Source organism: Streptomyces sp. NPDC027189, assembly GCF_055566975.1.
Map to the genome: position 1 here is coordinate 19,343 of NZ_JBVHRI010000013.1, position 16,867 is coordinate 36,209.

A 16,867-nucleotide genomic window follows, 5' to 3' on the forward strand; every position below is an offset into this window, starting at 1 on the left:
GACCGTCCCAGGCCCGACCGGCAAGGAGACAAACCCCCGTGTCCGTCCTCTCGAAGATCATGCGTGCAGGCGAAGGCAAGATCCTGCGCAAGCTGCACCGCATCGCGGACCAGGTCAACTCCATCGAAGAGGACTTCGTCGACCTCTCCGACGCCGAGCTGCGGGCCCTCACCGATGAGTACAAGCAGCGGTACGCCGACGGCGAAAGCCTCGACGACCTGCTGCCCGAGGCGTTCGCGACCGTCCGTGAGGCGGCCAAGCGCGTGCTGGGCCAGCGTCACTACGACGTGCAGATGATGGGCGGCGCCGCCCTCCACCTCGGCTATGTCGCCGAGATGAAGACCGGTGAGGGCAAGACGCTCGTCGGCACCCTGCCCGCGTATCTGAACGCCCTCTCCGGAGACGGCGTTCACCTCATCACGGTCAACGACTATCTGGCCGAGCGCGACTCCGAAATGATGGGTCGCGTCCACAAGTTCCTGGGTCTGACCGTCGGCTGCATCCTCGCCAACATGACGCCGGCCCAGCGCCGCGAGCAGTACGCGTGCGACATCACGTACGGCACGAACAACGAGTTCGGCTTCGACTACCTGCGCGACAACATGGCGTGGTCCCAGGACGAACTGGTGCAGCGCGGCCACAACTTCGCGATCGTCGACGAGGTCGACTCCATCCTCGTCGACGAGGCCCGTACGCCGCTGATCATCTCCGGCCCGGCCGACCAGGCCACCAAGTGGTACGGCGACTTCGCCAAGCTGGTCACCCGCCTGAAGAAGGGCGAGCCCGGCAACCCCCTCAAGGGCATCGAGGAGACCGGGGACTACGAGGTCGACGAGAAGAAGCGCACCGTCGCCATCCACGAGCCCGGCGTCTCCAAGGTCGAGGACTGGCTGGGCATCGACAACCTCTACGAGTCGGTGAACACGCCGCTCGTCGGGTACCTGAACAACGCCATCAAGGCCAAGGAACTCTTCAAGAAGGACAAGGACTACGTCGTCATCGACGGCGAAGTCATGATCGTCGACGAGCACACCGGCCGTATCCTCGCCGGCCGCCGCTACAACGAGGGCATGCACCAGGCGATCGAGGCGAAGGAAGGGGTGGACATCAAGGACGAGAACCAGACCCTCGCCACGATCACCCTGCAGAACTTCTTCCGCCTCTACGGCAAGCTCTCCGGCATGACCGGTACGGCGATGACCGAGGCCGCCGAGTTCCACCAGATCTACAAGCTCGGTGTCGTCCCGATCCCGACCAACAAGCCGATGGTCCGCAAGGACCAGTCAGACCTGATCTACCGCACCGAGGTCGCCAAGTTCGACGCGGTGGTCGACGACATCGCCGAGAAGCACGAGAAGGGCCAGCCGATCCTCGTCGGTACGACGTCGGTCGAGAAGTCCGAATACCTCTCGCAGCAGCTCTCCAAGCGCGGCATCCAGCACGAAGTGCTGAACGCCAAGCAGCACGACCGTGAGGCGACGATCGTCGCCCAGGCCGGCCGCAAGGGCGCCGTGACCGTGGCCACGAACATGGCCGGTCGTGGTACGGACATCAAGCTCGGCGGCAACCCCGACGACCTCGCCGAGGCGGAGCTGCGTCAGCGCGGCCTCGAGCCCGAGGAGCACATCGAGGAGTGGGCCGCCGCCCTGCCCGCCGCTCTGGAGAGGGCCGAAAAGGCCGTGAAGGCGGAGTTCGAGGAGGTCAAGGAGCTCGGTGGGCTCTACGTCCTCGGCACCGAGCGGCACGAGTCGCGCCGCATCGACAACCAGCTGCGTGGTCGTTCCGGCCGACAGGGCGACCCGGGCGAGTCCCGCTTCTACCTGTCGCTGGGTGACGACCTGATGCGCCTGTTCAAGGCGCAGATGGTCGAGCGCGTCATGTCGATGGCGAACGTGCCTGACGACGTGCCGATCGAGAACAAGATGGTCACGCGCGCGATCGCGTCCGCCCAGTCGCAGGTCGAGCAGCAGAACTTCGAGACGCGTAAGAACGTCCTGAAGTACGACGAGGTCCTCAACCGGCAGCGCGAGGTCATCTACGGTGAGCGCCGCCGCGTCCTGGAGGGCGAGGACCTGCAGGAGCAGATCCAGCACTTCACGGACGACACGATCGACGCGTACATCGCGGCCGAGACCGCCGAAGGCTTCGCCGAGGAGTGGGACCTGGACCGGCTGTGGGGCGCTTTCAAGCAGCTCTACCCGGTGAAGGTCACCGTCGACGAGCTGGAGGAGGCGGCCGGTGACCGGGCCGGTCTGACCGCGGAGTTCATCTCCGAGTCCATCAAGGACGACATCCATGAGCAGTACGAGGCCCGTGAGGCGCAGCTCGGCTCCGAGATCATGCGTGAGCTGGAGCGCCGGGTCGTGCTGTCGGTGCTGGACCGCAAGTGGCGCGAGCACCTCTACGAGATGGACTACCTCCAGGAGGGCATCGGCCTGCGTGCCATGGCGCAGAAGGACCCGCTGGTCGAGTACCAGCGCGAGGGCTTCGACATGTTCTCCGCCATGATGGACGGCATCAAGGAGGAGTCCGTCGGCTACCTGTTCAACCTGGAGGTCCAGGTCGAGCAGCAGGTCGAGGAGGTTCCGGTCGAGGACTCGGTGCCTTCCCTCCAAAAGGAGGACGTCGTCCCCGCGGGTGCGCGTCCGGAGATCCGTGCCAAGGGCCTCGACGCTCCACGGCGCCCCGACCGGCTGCACTTCTCCGCGCCGAAGGTGGACGGCGAGGGTGGCATCGTCGAGGGCGACTTCATCGATGACAACGGCGACGAGCCTGTGCGCTCCGAGGCGGACGGCCTCACGCGCGCGGAGCGCCGCAAGCAGCAGAAGGGCGCGCGCCGGCGCAAGAAGTGACGGTCGCCGCGGGCGAGCGGTAGCGCCGCCGCGCAGCGCCGGCTACGGCCGCTTGTGCGGATCGTCGCCGCTGTCGCGTAGCGCCGGTCACGGTCGCTTGTGAGGGCCGGGCACCTTGGGTGCCCGGCCCTTTGCGTTGCCTGGGGGAGGCCTGACGGCGACGCTTCGGCTCAGTCGTCGTCCGCGCGGGGCATGCGCGGGCCGCCGAGCTCCACCGCCGTGCAGCGCCAGCGGAGGTCGGGGCCCTGTTCCAGGCGGAACGCCATGGCGCGGAGCTGTTCGCCCGCCCCGATACGGGCGAAGGCCTCGATCGCGCCCGGGCGCGGTACGTAGTAGCCGATGTCGCGGACGACCGGTCGGGTGCCGCGGGCGCGCAGGGGGCCGCGCTCGGCGAGCCAGGCCAGTTCGTCGTAGGCGCGGCCCGCGGTGTGGCGCAGCATGCAGTGGACGGGACGCTGACCGCTCAGTACGGCGAGCAGACGGTCGGCGAAGAGGTCGGTGGGGCGGGGTTGGGGAGCGGGCCTGCGCGGGGCGTCGGCGGGGGCGGTGAGAGGCGCGGCTCCGCCGCCCGGGAACGGCGAGGGCACGGTGTCGCCCGGCGCCGGGCTGTCGCCCTGTGCCGGGCGCAGGGAGCCGCGGATGGGTGTCGTCAGCAGGAGGGCCGCCGGTGCCTCCAGGGACGTGCCTGCGCCCGGTGGGGTGGGCCGTGACGTGCCTGCGCCCGGTGGGGTCGGTCGTGACGTGCCTGCGCCCGGTGGGGTGGGCCGTGACGTGCCTGCGCCCGGTGGGGTCGGTCGTGACGTGCCTGCGCCCGGTGGGGTCGGCCGTGACGTGCCTGCGCCCGGTGGAGTCGGTCGTGATGCGCCCGCGCCCGGTCGGGTCGGCCGAGGTGCGCCGGCGCCGGGCGGCGCCGGCGGTGGGCTGCCGCCCGGGGTCCTGCGGGGTGCTCCCGCTCCCGGCGTGCGGGGTGGCGTGCTGCCCGGGCGGCGGGTGTCCTGTCGGCCGGGTGGGCGGGTGCCCGGGTGGCGCTTCGTCCTGGTCATCACCTTGTTCATGCGTCGTTCCCGATCGCTGGGGCCCGGTTGATACCGGGCGGTAACTTTCGCGTTGGGGATCTTGTACGAGGCGGAAGCGGGCCTGCGCAAGGACGCCGGACGCGCGCCGGAGCGGCCGGAAGGTTCACCTATCAGGGTGGCCGGGCGGTGTGCGGGCCTTGGGGGAGCGGGGCGTCCCGGGTGAATCCGCGGCCCGGGGTGGACGCCCCGGAGGGTGCGATCGGGGGCTCGAAAGGGGACGCCCGCACGTATCCTGAAGGCCCTCCCGGGAGGCGCGGGACCGCCCTCCTCGGAGCCCTCCGACCACGCAATCGGAGCCCTCCGACTACGAAAGTGGCCAGCCATGCGCGTCTACGTCCCTCTGACCCTCTCCGGTCTCGCCGAGGCGTACAAGACGGGAGAGCTGGAGGCGGGACCTTTCGTCGCGTACGCCGTCACGCCCGCGTTGCGTGAGTGGTACCTCTCCGACGACATCGAGGAGCTCGAGTACGCGGCGCTGAACCGCGCCGCGCTGGCCTCACTGCGGCTGCTCGCGGTCGACCCCGGGGCCGTTCGGCGGCGGGTCGTTGTCGCGGTCGACGTCCCGGACCGGGCCGCGGCCGCCGATCCCGACCGGGGGCTCGATCCCACGGCGCTCGGTGAGGTGCGGGTCTCCCAGGCAGTGCCCCTGGCCAAGGCGGCCGCCGTGCACGTCGACTCGGCCGATGCCGAGACGGATGTCGCCGCAGCCGCGGATGCGCTGGGCGCGGCGGACGTCGGGGACGACGACGCCCAGTTCATCGTCGACGGGGCCGAGGACCACGAGCTCCTGTGGTTCGCCACGCAGGAGATTCCCAACCTGGTGGGGCCGGGGGACTGACGCCGGCCTGCAGTGGCCGGGGGACGGGCGCGGCGTGGCGCCCGTCCCCCGGCTGCCGGGCGTCCAATTTCCGGTCACCCGGCGTCCATGGCCCCCAGCGCCCCTGTGTGCTTTCGCGCGCCTCCGGGCGATGAGGCCGTTGTCAGTGGCTGCGGGTACGTTCTTGTCATGGGGATGAACGGAGCGGCGCACATTGTGTGGGACTGGAACGGCACGCTGTTCCACGACAATGACGCGATCATCGGGGCGACGAACGCGGCGTTCGCCGAGCTGGGGCTGGAGCCGATCACGCTGGAGCGGTACAGGGCGCTGTACTGCGTGCCGGTGCCGAAGTTCTACGAGCGACTCATAGGACGGCTGCCGACGGATGCCGAGTGGCAGGTCATGGACGAGACCTTCCATCGGTACTACGCGGAGCACCGGACCGCGTGTGAGCTCACCGAGGGCGTTCCGACGCTGCTCGCCGGGTGGGGGGCGGCGGGGCGCAGCCAGTCGCTCCTGAGCATGTACGGGCATGACGAACTGGTCCCGCTGGTACGGGGGTTCGGGATCGAGCCGCACTTCATGCGTGTCGACGGTCGGACGGGGCCTTCCGGTGGCAGCAAGGCCGAGCACATGGTGCGGCACGTGGGCGCGCTCGCCGGCGTGGAGCCGTCCAGCGTGGTGGTGATCGGCGACGCGGCCGACGACGCGGTCGCCGCGCGGCACGTGGGGGCGCGGGCGGTCCTCTACACCGGGGGCTCCCACAGTCGCGCCAGCCTGGAGGAGGTGGGCGTGCCCGTGGTGGACAGCCTGGCGGAGGCGGTCGAGGAGGCAGAGCGGCTGGCGGCCTGACCGGGAGGCAGAACGGCCGGCGGCCCGACCGGGAGTCGAGCGACTGGCGGCCTGACCGCGGGCGGCGCCGGACAGTGCCGTGGGCGCCTCGTCCTCGTTGTCCGCCCGGGCGGAGACGCGACGGCCGCCCTCGTCGGTGGGGCAGCCGCCGCTCGGGCGGTCCAGCTCAGTGGGCGGGGTGGTTCGGCTCAGTGGCTCCTCGGGGCTGTGGGTCTTCGGGTGGGTCAGCTCAGCGGGCCCGGGGTGGTTCGGCTCGGGTGGTTCAGGTCACCGGCGCCTTCGCGCGCAGCACCGTCAAGAACTCGCGCATCCAGCTGGAGTGGTCCGGCCAGGCGCGGGAGGAGACCAGCATGCCGTCGACCACGGCTTCCGCGTCGTGGAAGGTCGCGCCGGCCGCCTGCATGTCGAGTTCCAGCGCGGGGTACGCCGTGACACGGCGGCCGCGCAGGGCGTCGACGGCTGCCGTCAGGAGGGGGCCGTGGCAGATCTGGGCCACCGGCTTGTCGGTGTCGAAGAAGGCCTTGAGGATCTTGCGGAGTTCGGGGTCGTTGCGGAGGTACTCCGGGGCTCGGCCGCCGGGGATGACCAGCGCCACATACTGGCCGGGGTCCACCTCCGCGAACGAGAGGTCCGCGGGCCAGGTGTAGCCGGGTTTCTCCGTGTAGGTGTCGAAGCCCGGTTCGAAATCGTGGACGACGAATTGCAGTTGCTTGCGGGTGGGGGCTGCGATGTGGACTTCGTAGCCTTCCTCGCGCAGGCGCTGGTATGGGTACAGGACCTCCAGTGACTCCGCCGCGTCGCCGGTCACTATCAGGATCTTCGCTGTCATGTCTGTGCCGCTCCCCTCAGCCTTGCCTGAGCCTTGCGTCAGCCATGGCTCAATTGTGCTGCGGTCTCCGTTGGGCGTCCTGGTCAACTTGCCTCGGGTGAGGGGCCTTGCCAAGGGGACGCGCGTGCTTTCGGGCACCCGGCGACGGCGGCTGAGCTCGGGATGGGGCGCGCTGCCCGGCGCTGACAGGGCGCCGCCCTCTTTGGGGCGGGCGCCGCCCCAGCGGCACGATTGCCGGCTGCTACGACTGGTGGGGGCGCAGCCACGTACGGGATCCCCGCCCCTTTCGTCCCTGTGCATACTGTCAAAGTTCCACCCCCGGTTTTGTACACATACGGCTCATGACGGCCCCCGGGTAGGTGGCGATAGCCTTGTGGCGTGATCAGCGCGATATCTCGCGGGGGCATCGTCGCCCCTGCCCTGCGCCCGGAGAGCACGGACGACATCCGTGACCGGGCGGCGGTCGCTGATCTTCGCGGGCGGGTCGGGGCGGCGGAAAGCGCACCCCGGACGCCGATGACACCCCGGGAACGGACGTCGCCGAGAGCAGCGTCACAGTCTCCAGGGGCGCCGAAAATGGCCGATAACCCCCCGCTCATCTCACCTTGCGGCATAGCGTCGGAGCAGACCGGACACCCCGCGTCACGGCGTTACGTCGGAAGAGAAGAGACCGTACTTCCTTCAACGTCACGCAACGGCGCGCGACAGGAGCCAGAGGACAATGCAGACCAAGCTGGACGAAGCAAAGGCCGAGCTGCTCGAACGGGCCGCCCGGGTAGCTGAGAACAGCCCGGTCGGGGGGCACCTACCGACTGGGACGACGGGCGAGGGCACCCCTGACAAGGACACCGTGCTCGCGTTCCTCCAGCGCTACTACCTGCACACCGCCCCGGAGGACCTCACCGACCGCGACCCGGTCGACATCTTCGGAGCCGCCTTCTCGCACTACCGACTGGCCGAGAACCGCCCGCAGGGCACGGCCAACGTGCGGGTCCACACCCCGACCGTCGACGAGAACGGCTGGACCTGCAGCCACTCCGTCGTCGAGGTGGTCACCGACGACATGCCATTTCTCGTCGACTCGGTCACCAACGAGCTCTCCCGCCAGGGCCGCGGCATCCACGTCGTCATTCACCCGCAGGTCGTCGTACGGCGTGATCTGACCGGCAAGCTCATCGAGGTGCTGCCCGGCCGGCCCACCGCCGAGGAGCTTCCCCACGACGCCCACGTCGAGTCCTGGATCCACGTCGAGGTCGACCGCGAGACCGACCGCGCCGATCTGAAGCAGATCACCGCCGACCTGCTGCGCGTCCTGTCCGACGTCCGTGAGGCCGTCGAGGACTGGGAGAAGATGCGCGACTCGGCGCTGCGCATCGCGGAGGAGCTGCCCAGGGAGCCGACCGCCGACGACCTGCGCGACCAGGAGGTCGAGGAGGCCCGTGAGCTGCTGCGCTGGCTCTCGGACGACCACTTCACGTTCCTGGGGTACCGGGAGTACGAGCTGCGCGACGACGACTCGCTCGCGGCCGTGCCCGGCACCGGACTCGGCATCCTGCGCTCCGACCCGCACCACGCCGGGGAGGACAGCCACCCCGTCAGCCCGTCCTTCGAGCGGCTGCCCGCCGACGCCCGCGCGAAGGCCCGCGAGCACAAGCTGCTGGTGCTGACCAAGGCGAACAGCCGGGCGACCGTGCACCGGCCGTCGTACCTCGACTACGTCGGTGTCAAGAAGTTCGACGAGAACGGGAACGTCATCGGGGAGCGCCGCTTCCTCGGGCTCTTCTCGTCCGCCGCGTACACCGAGTCCGTGCGCCGTGTGCCCGTCATCCGCCGCAAGGTGGAGGAAGTCCTCAGGGGCGCCGGGTTCTCGCCCAACAGCCACGACGGTCGCGACCTGCTCCAGATCCTGGAGACCTACCCGCGCGACGAGCTGTTCCAGACCCCCGTCGACGAGCTCCGCTCGATCGTCACGTCCGTCCTGTACCTGCAGGAGCGGCGGCGGCTGCGGCTCTACCTGCGCCAGGACGAGTACGGGCGCTACTACTCCGCCCTCGTCTACCTCCCGCGCGACCGCTACACCACCGGCGTACGCCTGCGGATCATCGACATCCTCAAGGAAGAGCTGAACGGCACCAGCGTCGACTTCACGGCCTGGAACACCGAGTCGATCCTGTCCCGGCTGCACTTCGTGGTCCGCGTCCCGCCGGGCACCGAGCTGCCGCAGCTGTCCGACGCCGACAAGGAGCGCATCGAGGCGCGGCTCGTCGAGGCCGCCCGCTCCTGGGCCGACGGTTTCGCGGAGGCGCTGACCGCCGAGTTCGGTGAGGAGCGCGCCGCCGAGCTGCTGCGCCGCTACGGCAATGCCTTCCCCGAGGGCTACAAGGCCGACCACAACCCGCGCGCCGCGGTCGCCGACCTGGTCCACCTCGAAGCGCTCACGCGCGACAAGAGCAAGGACTTCGCGCTCAGCCTGTACGAGCCGGTGGGCGCGGCGCCCGGCGAGCGCCGTTTCAAGATCTACCGCACCGGTGAGCAGGTCTCGCTCTCCGCGGTGCTGCCCGCCCTCAACCGCATGGGTGTCGAGGTCACCGACGAGCGCCCGTACGAACTGCGCTGCTCGGACCGTACGACCGCGTGGATCTACGACTTCGGGCTGCGTCTGCCCAAGTCCCTGGTCGGCAACGGCGACTCCCTGGGAGACGACGGCCGCGAGCGGTTCCAGGACGCCTTCTCCGCCACCTGGACCGGGCAGGCCGAGAACGACGGCTTCAACGCCCTCGTCCTGAGCGCCGGGCTGACCTGGCGGCAGGCGATGGTGCTGCGCGCGTACGCGAAGTACCTGCGCCAGGCCGGTTCCACCTTCAGCCAGGACTACATGGAGGACACCCTCCGCAACAACGTCCACACCACCCGGCTCCTGGTGTCGCTCTTCGAGGCACGGATGTCCCCGGACCGCCAGCGTGCCGGTGTCGAGCTGACCGACGCGCTGATGGAGGAGCTGGACGCCGCGCTCGACCAGGTCGCGTCGCTGGACGAGGACCGGATCCTGCGGTCCTTCCTCAACCTCATCAAGGCGACCCTGCGCACGAACTTCTTCCAGGAGGCGCTGGGCGCCAGGTGGCACGAATACGTCTCCATGAAGTTCGACCCGACGGCCATCCCGGAGCTTCCGGCGCCGCGACCGGCGTACGAGATCTGGGTGTACTCGCCGCGCGTCGAGGGCGTGCACCTGCGCTTCGGCAAGGTCGCGCGAGGCGGCCTGCGCTGGTCCGACCGGAAGGAGGACTTCCGTACGGAGATCCTCGGCCTGGTCAAGGCGCAGATGGTGAAGAACACCGTCATCGTGCCGGTCGGCGCCAAGGGCGGCTTCGTCGCCAAGCAGCTGCCCGACCCGTCCGTGGACCGTGACGCCTGGCTGGCCGAGGGCATCCGCAGCTACAAGACCTTCATCTCGGCGCTGCTCGACATCACCGACAACATGGTGGCCGGTGAGGTCGTGCCGCCCGTGGACGTCGTCCGGCACGACGAGGACGACACGTACCTCGTGGTCGCCGCCGACAAGGGCACCGCGACCTTCTCGGACATCGCCAACGAGGTCGCGGAGAGCTACAACTTCTGGCTCGGGGACGCCTTCGCCTCCGGCGGCAGCGCCGGTTACGACCACAAGAAGATGGGCATCACCGCGCGCGGTGCCTGGGAGTCCGTGAAGCGGCACTTCCGGGAGCTGGGCGTGAACACCCAGACGCAGGACTTCACCGTGGTCGGCGTCGGCGACATGTCCGGTGACGTGTTCGGCAACGGAATGCTGCTGTCCGAGCACATCCGCCTGGTCGCCGCCTTCGACCACCGGCACATCTTCATCGACCCGACCCCGGACGCGGAGACGTCGTACGCCGAGCGCCGCCGCCTCTTCGAGCTGCCGCGCTCCTCGTGGGCGGAGTACAACGACGAGCTGATCTCGGCCGGCGGCGGTGTGTTCCCGCGTACCGCCAAGGCCATCCCGATCAACGCGCACATCCGCGAGGCCCTCGGCATCGAGTCCGGCGTCGCCAAGATGACTCCGGCCGACCTGATGAAGGCGATCCTCAAGGCGCCGGTCGACCTGCTGTGGAACGGCGGCATCGGTACCTATGTGAAGTCGTCCGCCGAGTCGCACGCGGACGTCGGCGACAAGGCCAACGACGCGATCCGCGTCGACGGCGCCGACCTGCGCGTCAAGGTCGTCGGCGAGGGCGGCAACCTGGGCCTGACCCAGCTCGGCCGGATCGAGTTCGCCCAGCACGGCGGCAAGATCAACACCGACGCCATCGACAACAGCGCGGGCGTGGACACCTCCGACCACGAGGTGAACATCAAGATCCTGCTCAACGCGGTGGTGGCCAACGGCGATCTGACCGTCAAGCAGCGCAACAAGCTGCTCGCCGAGATGACCGACGAGGTCGGCGCCCTGGTCCTGCGCAACAACTACGCGCAGAACGTGGCGATCGCCAACGCGCTGGCCCAGTCCGGGAGCATGCTCCACGCCCAGCAGCGGTTCATGCGCCACCTGGTGCGCGAGGGACACCTCGACCGGGCCCTTGAGTTCATGCCCACCGAGCGGCAGATTCGTGAGCGGCTCAACAGCGGGCAGGGCCTGACCGGTCCGGAGACGGCCGTCCTCCTCGCGTACACGAAGATCACGGTCTCCGACGAGCTGCTCTCCACCTCGCTGCCGGACGACCCGTACCTGCAGAGCCTGCTCTTCGCCTACTTCCCGACGGCGCTGCGCGAGAAGTTCCGCGAGCAGATCGAAGCGCACGCGCTGTGCCGTGAGATCGTGACGACCGTCCTGGTCAACGACACGGTCAACACGGGTGGTACGAGCTTCCTGCACCGCCTGCGCGAGGAGACCGGTGCCTCCCTGGAGGAGATCGTCCGGGCGCAGACCGCGGCCCGCGCGATCTTCGAGTCCAGCAAGGTGTGGGACGGTGTGGAGGCGCTCGACAATGTCGTCGCCGCCGACGTGCAGACCCGCATCCGGCTGCACTCGCGCCGGCTCGTCGAGCGCGGTACGCGCTGGCTGCTCAACAACCGGCCGCAGCCGCTCCAGCTCGCCGAGACGATCGGCTTCTTCAGCGACGGTGTCGAGCAGGTCTGGTCCGAGCTGCCCAAGCTGCTGCGCGGCGCGGACCTGGAGTGGTACCAGCAGATCTACGACGAGCTGTCGGGCGCCGGCGTCCCGGACGAACTCGCCACCCGCGTGGCCGGGTTCTCCTCCGCCTTCCCGACGCTGGACATCGTCGCGGTGGCCGACCGCATGGGCAAGGACCCGATGGCCGTCGCCGAGGTCTACTACGACCTCGCCGACCGCCTCGGCATCACCCAGCTCATGGACCGCATCATCGAGCTGCCGCGCGCCGACCGCTGGCAGTCCATGGCCCGCGCGTCGATCCGCGAGGACCTGTACGCGGCCCACGCGGCACTCACCGCCGACGTCCTGGCGGTGGGCAACGGCACCTCGACTCCCGAGCAGCGCTTCAAGGCCTGGGAGGAGAAGAACGCGGCGATCCTCGGCCGGGCCCGCACGACGCTGGAGGAGATCCGGGGCTCGGACTCGTTCGACCTCGCGAACCTGTCGGTGGCGATGCGGACGATGCGGACGCTGCTGCGGACGCATTCGTAGCCCGTACGCGGAGGCAGTCCGTACGGCGACGCAGTCCGTACCACAAGGGGGCGCCCCCGGTCTTGATGACCGGGGGCGCCCCGCTTTTCTTGTCGATCTCTGGGGGAAACCGCACCTGTAATTTACCTATTGCTGATAAAAGGGACAATTGTGACTGTGAACCTCTCCGAGGGGCGGGCCCGCGTGGGCCGTCAGGCCCCCGCGCCGACCCTCGTCCCGCCCGTCGCCAGTCCCAGTGCCAGTGCCAGTCCCAGTGCCAGTCCCAGTCCCAGTCCCAGTCCCGGAATGTTCGCGCGGGCGCGGCGGATCGCTCTCGAGGTGGCCAAGTTCGGGGTCGTCGGCGGCAGCGGAGTCGCGGTCAACATCCTCCTCTTCAACCTCCTGCTGCACGGTCTGAAGTGGGCCCCGATGGCCGCCACGGTGATCGCCAGCTGCATCGCCATGGGCACCAACTACCTGGGCTTCCGTTTCTTCGCGTACCGCGACCGGGCCTCGCGCACCAGGCGGCAGATCGTCCTCTTCTTCGCGTTCAGCGGGCTCGGCGTCCTCATGGAGAGCGGACTCTTCTATGTCGGCTATCGCGGCCTGGGTATGAGCAGCCCGCTCGGCTCGAACATCGCCAAGGCGCTGTCGATCGTGCTGGCCTCGGCCTTCCGCTTCCTGGTGTACCGGACGTGGGTGTTCCAACACACCAAGCACAGTCGATAACACGTCACGGCGAGGAGGTATGTCTAGGATTAATAGGATGAATGTGGATCAGCGCTGCGCGCCCGCCGTGTCCGTGGTCGTCATCGTCTACAACGACGCCGCCCGGTTGCCCACGGCCGTGCGCTCCGTCCTCGATCAGACGCTGCGCGGCGTCGAGGTCGTCATCGTCGACGACCGGAGCACCGACGGTTCGTACGAGGTGGCGCGGCAGCTGGCCGCCGAGCACCCCGACCGCGTACGCGCCTTCCAGCTGCCGGAGAACAGCGGCGGCTGCGGAGCTCCCCGCAACCACGGAGTCGGCCGGGCCCGAGGCGACTACGTCCTGTTCCTCGACAGCGACGACGTACTGGAGCGCAACGCCTGCCGCAACATGCTGGAGGCCGCCGAGAGCACCGGCGCCGACCTCGTCTCCGGCCTGTGCGTCCGGGTGCACGTCGACTCGCGCACGGGCAAGGAGGTCAAGTGGTACCCCTGGCTGTACGAGCGCACCCGCACCCTGGAGTCGATCTCCGAGCTGCCGGATCTGCTGGTCTTCGACACGCTTTCCACGAACAAGTGCTACCGCCGGCAGTTCCTGCTCGACGAGGGACTGGAGTTCCCCGTCGGCATCCACTACGAGGACCTGCTCTTCTCCGCCCAGGCGTATGTGGCCGCCCGCCGCATCACCCTCATCCCCAACCGGGTGTACGACTGGCGGGTCGTGGAGAAGTCGGCGGCGAAGTCGATCAGCAACCGCCGTGACGAGATCGCCAACTTCACGCACCGGATGGAGATCCACCGCCGGGTCGACCAGCTCCTCGCCGACAACGGCCTGTTGGAGCTGAAGTTCGCCAAGGACGTCAAGTGGCTCAAGCACGACCTCGTGCTGCATCTGCGGGAGCTGCCGTTCCGGGACGCGTGCTACCGGCAGGAGTTCGCGGAGATCGCCCGGGAGTACCTGGAGTCGATCGACCGCGCCGCCTTCGACGAGACCGAGCCCATCCACGCCATCTGTGCCTATCTGCTGCAGAAGGGCGACTGGGACAACCTCCTGCCCGCCGTGGACACGCTCACCAACCGCGACAAGATCTCCTCTCCGCTCGTCGAGCGCGACGGGCGCGTGTACTGGTGCGCCGAGCACCTCGACGAGGACGACGCCTTCGGCCGCCACATTCTGGACGTTACCGAGCTCGGCTACCACACCAAGCCGGTCGAGAAGATGTTCCTGCGCAACGTGCTCACCTCCTATGAGGAGTCCCGCGGCGAGGTGCGGCTGGCCGGACGGATCACCAACCCGCTCGGCGTCGTCCCGCCCGGCGCCCTGCTCGCCGGGGAGCTGGAGTTCTACGCCCGCCGTCCGGGTGTGCGCTTCCAGACCTTCCGCTTCCCCGTGGCGCGTGTGCGGCACGAGGGCGACGCCCTTGCCTGGGAGGCCACTGCGGACCTCGCGGCGGTCAGGCCGCTGGGCATCGTGGACGCCGTGTGGGACGTACGACTCCGCCTCGCCGTCGACGACGTACGCACCACGACCCGGCTCACCGCCGCCGAACCCGACCTGGCCGGCGGCCGGCTGCCCGTACGGCCCCGGCTCACCCGTCTGGTCGCCGACCGCATCGAACCGATGGTCTCCTCGCGCGGCCACCTCGCCTTCCGGCTCGTCCCCGACAAGAAGGCGAACGAACTCGTCCAGCGGGGTGTGCACGGCCGGGCGGGCACGCTCGCCAAGTCCGGCTACCGCAAGGCCAGGGCGCTGCGCAAGCGGATCACCTCCGGCGACACCAAACTCCGTCTGTACCACGAGGTGTTCAGCCGGCTGCCGGTCAAGAAGGGCCTGGTCGTCTTCGAGAGTCACCTGGGCCGGCAGTACAGCGACAGCCCCAAGGCGATCTATGAGGAGATGCGCCGCCAGGGCCTGGAGTTCGAGGCGGTGTGGGCGTACGAGGGCAGTCCGGACGGATTCCCGGCCGACGCCACCCTCGTACGCCGCTGGTCTCTGCCGTATCTCAAGGCCCTCGCGCAGGCCGAGTTCTGGGTCGACAACCAGAGCTATCCGCTGAAGCTCACCAAGCGGCGCGAGACGACGTACATCCAGACCTGGCACGGCTCCGCGCTCAAACGGATGGGTTTCGACGAACCCGAGTGGAAGCTCAAGTCCCGTGCGGCGCAGGCCGAGCAGCAGCGCACCCTCGACCGCTTCGACCGGTTCCTGATCCGCTCCGAGCACGATGTGCGCACCCTCGCACGGGCGTTCCGGCTCCAGGAGCGGACGCTGCTGCGGGTGGGCTACCCGCGCAACGACGAACTGGTGCAGGCCAAGGAGCGGGAGGAGGTCACCGGACGCCGTGAACGCGGGCCACTCGCCGCCAAGCTGGGTATCTCGGAGGGCAGGCAGGTCCTGTTGTACGCCCCGACCTTCCGCCGGCGCGGCGGTGGGCAGCGGTTCGAGCTGCCCTTCGACGTGGAGCGCTTCGCCGACACCTTCGGCGACCGCTACGTCCTGCTGGTGCGTTCCCACTACCTCAACCACGTCGTGCTGCCGCCGTCCGTGCGCGGCCGCGTCATCGACGTCACCGCCCACCACGACATGACTCCGCTGCTGGCGCTGGCCGACGGCCTGATCACCGACTACTCGTCGGTGATGTTCGACTACGCACTCCTCGACCGGCCGATGTTCTTCTTCGCCTACGACTACGAGGAGTACGTGCACGAGGGCCGTGGGACCTACTTCGACCTGTTGGAGAGGGCGCCCGGCCCCGTCGTGCGCAGCCAGGACGAACTGCACGCGGTGCTCGGCTCGTTGGAGGAACAGCTGACCAAGTACGCGGCCAGGCGGGAGCAGTTCACCGCAGAATTCGGCGAGTACGACAAGGGCACCGCGGCCCGGAGCATCGTCGAGCAGTTCTTCGCGCAGTGGAGGCGTGGATGACCGAGTATCCGCAGCGGGACATCTTCTTCGTCTCCAACAGCGTGAACGAACTGGGCGGGGTGACCAGTTGGTCGCACCAGATGGCCCGCCTGTTCACCGAACGGGGCCACCGCGTCCACGTGATCGGCATCACCGAGCCCGCGGTCGTCCAGGCCATCGGCGAACTCCCTTACCCCACCACGACGTTGTACGACGTCCACCCGCCGCGCGTCGGCTCCGCGCGTGGCGTCAAGGGGCGGCTCAATGTGGCCGAGCGGAAGGCGCGTGCCGAACGCGCGGCGGGGATGCGGGAGCAGGCCGCCAAGCTGACCGCGCTGTTCCGGGCCGCGCGCCCCGGCGCCGTCGTGATCGTCACGCAGGTGTGGGCCATGGAGTGGGTGGAGCTCGCCGACACGGCCGGTCTGACCGTCATCGGCATGAGCCACGAGTCCTTCCGGTACGCGAGGACGACCTCGCGCTTCCGGCGGGTGCTGAAGCACTACAAGGACGTCGACCGGATGCTGGCGCTCACCCGCGAGGACGCCGACCTGTGGATCGGGCAGGGCATGAACAACGCCTCGTTCATGCCGAACCCCATCCCGTTCCTGCCCGAGGTGCCCTCGCCGCGTACCGAGAACGTCGTCGTCAGCGTCGGCCGGCTGCACGACCAGAAGGGCATCGACATGCTCCTCGACGCCTGGGCGGAGGTCGTGCCGAGCCACCCCGACTGGCGCCTGCGGATCTACGGCTCCGGCGAGGACGAGGAGATCCTGAAGAAGCAGTGCACGGCGCTCGGACTCGACGACTTCGTGGAGTGGAAGGGGAGGACGAGCGACGTACCGGGCGCCATGCACGGCGGCTCCGTCTTCGTGCTGCCCTCACGCGGGGAGGGGTTCCCGCTCGTCCTCATGGAGGCCATGGCGACCGGCCTCCCGGCCGCCGCCTTCGACTGCGCCCCCGGCGTCCACGAGATCATCCACGATGGCGAGGACGGTTTCCTCGCCACCCTCGGCAACACCGGCGAACTCGCCCGCAGGCTGGACACGTTGATGTCGGACAAGGGGCTGCGGGACGCGATGGGGGAGGCGGCCCGGGTGAACATCCAGCGCTACACGGCGGACGAGATCGTGCGGCGCTGGGAGGAGCTGTTCGCCTTCCTGGAGAGATAGGGGCGCCCCCTGAGG

General features: G+C 69.2%; 9 protein-coding genes. 7 read left to right on the top strand and 2 right to left on the bottom strand.

All coding sequences use genetic code 11. The annotated features are described in order from the left end of the window. The first annotated feature begins 38 nt into the window (after window positions 1-38). Complete coding sequence (gene secA, locus ACZ4RZ_RS28060) at window positions 39-2,852, top strand: preprotein translocase subunit SecA (RefSeq protein WP_467748666.1); 2,814 nt, start codon at window positions 39-41, stop codon at window positions 2,850-2,852. 170 nt (window positions 2,853-3,022) lie between these two features. Here the strand turns inward: secA and ACZ4RZ_RS28065 are convergent, their stop codons facing one another. Next, a complete protein-coding gene (locus ACZ4RZ_RS28065) occupies window positions 3,023-3,439 on the bottom strand; it encodes an Rv3235 family protein (protein WP_467748668.1) in 417 nt (138 codons plus the stop codon). Window positions 3,440-4,250: 811 nt separating this feature from the next. Between ACZ4RZ_RS28065 and ACZ4RZ_RS28070 the strand changes: the two genes are divergently transcribed. Next, on the top strand, window positions 4,251-4,766 hold the full coding sequence (locus tag ACZ4RZ_RS28070; protein ID WP_467748670.1) for a DUF6912 family protein: 516 nt from the start codon (window positions 4,251-4,253) through the stop codon (window positions 4,764-4,766). Window positions 4,767-4,934: 168 nt separating this feature from the next. After that, complete coding sequence (locus ACZ4RZ_RS28075) at window positions 4,935-5,600, top strand: HAD family hydrolase (protein WP_467748671.1); 666 nt, start codon at window positions 4,935-4,937, stop codon at window positions 5,598-5,600. A 262-nt stretch (window positions 5,601-5,862) separates the two neighbouring features. Here ACZ4RZ_RS28075 and ACZ4RZ_RS28080 read toward each other — a convergent pair whose 3' ends face one another. Further along, a complete protein-coding gene (locus ACZ4RZ_RS28080; RefSeq protein WP_406169805.1) occupies window positions 5,863-6,429 on the bottom strand; it encodes a DJ-1/PfpI family protein in 567 nt (188 codons plus the stop codon). A gap of 721 nt (window positions 6,430-7,150) precedes the next feature. Here ACZ4RZ_RS28080 and ACZ4RZ_RS28085 point away from each other — a divergent pair. The 4 genes from ACZ4RZ_RS28085 to ACZ4RZ_RS28100 all read left to right on the top strand — a co-directional run bounded on the left by ACZ4RZ_RS28085 (window position 7,151) and on the right by ACZ4RZ_RS28100 (window position 16,852). Next, window positions 7,151-12,091, top strand: a complete 4,941-nt coding sequence (locus tag ACZ4RZ_RS28085; RefSeq protein ID WP_467748673.1) for an NAD-glutamate dehydrogenase — start codon at window positions 7,151-7,153, stop codon at window positions 12,089-12,091. A gap of 285 nt (window positions 12,092-12,376) precedes the next feature. Next, window positions 12,377-12,799, top strand: a complete 423-nt coding sequence (locus ACZ4RZ_RS28090) for a GtrA family protein (RefSeq protein ID WP_467748675.1) — start codon at window positions 12,377-12,379, stop codon at window positions 12,797-12,799. 37 nt (window positions 12,800-12,836) lie between these two features. Further along, a complete protein-coding gene (locus tag ACZ4RZ_RS28095; protein WP_467748676.1) occupies window positions 12,837-15,704 on the top strand; it encodes a bifunctional glycosyltransferase/CDP-glycerol:glycerophosphate glycerophosphotransferase in 2,868 nt (955 codons plus the stop codon). Beyond that, window positions 15,701-16,852, top strand: coding sequence for a glycosyltransferase (locus tag ACZ4RZ_RS28100; RefSeq protein ID WP_467748678.1), 1,152 nt, complete (start codon window positions 15,701-15,703; stop codon window positions 16,850-16,852). Before ACZ4RZ_RS28095 ends, ACZ4RZ_RS28100 begins: the two co-directional genes overlap by 4 nt. Window positions 16,853-16,867: the final 15 nt, after the last annotated feature.

Bases quoted from the DNA above. Each gene is read 5' to 3' on its own strand.
- ACZ4RZ_RS28070 (WP_467748670.1), top strand. From the start codon at position 4,251: ATGCGCGTCTACGTCCCTCTGACCCTCTCCGGTCTCGCCGAGGCGTAC.
- ACZ4RZ_RS28075 (WP_467748671.1), top strand. From the start codon at position 4,935: ATGGGGATGAACGGAGCGGCGCACATTGTGTGGGACTGGAACGGCACG.
- ACZ4RZ_RS28080 (WP_406169805.1), bottom strand. From the start codon at position 6,429: ATGACAGCGAAGATCCTGATAGTGACCGGCGACGCGGCGGAGTCACTG.
- ACZ4RZ_RS28085 (WP_467748673.1), top strand. From the start codon at position 7,151: ATGCAGACCAAGCTGGACGAAGCAAAGGCCGAGCTGCTCGAACGGGCC.
- ACZ4RZ_RS28090 (WP_467748675.1), top strand. From the start codon at position 12,377: ATGTTCGCGCGGGCGCGGCGGATCGCTCTCGAGGTGGCCAAGTTCGGG.
- ACZ4RZ_RS28095 (WP_467748676.1), top strand. From the start codon at position 12,837: ATGAATGTGGATCAGCGCTGCGCGCCCGCCGTGTCCGTGGTCGTCATC.
- ACZ4RZ_RS28100 (WP_467748678.1), top strand. From the start codon at position 15,701: ATGACCGAGTATCCGCAGCGGGACATCTTCTTCGTCTCCAACAGCGTG.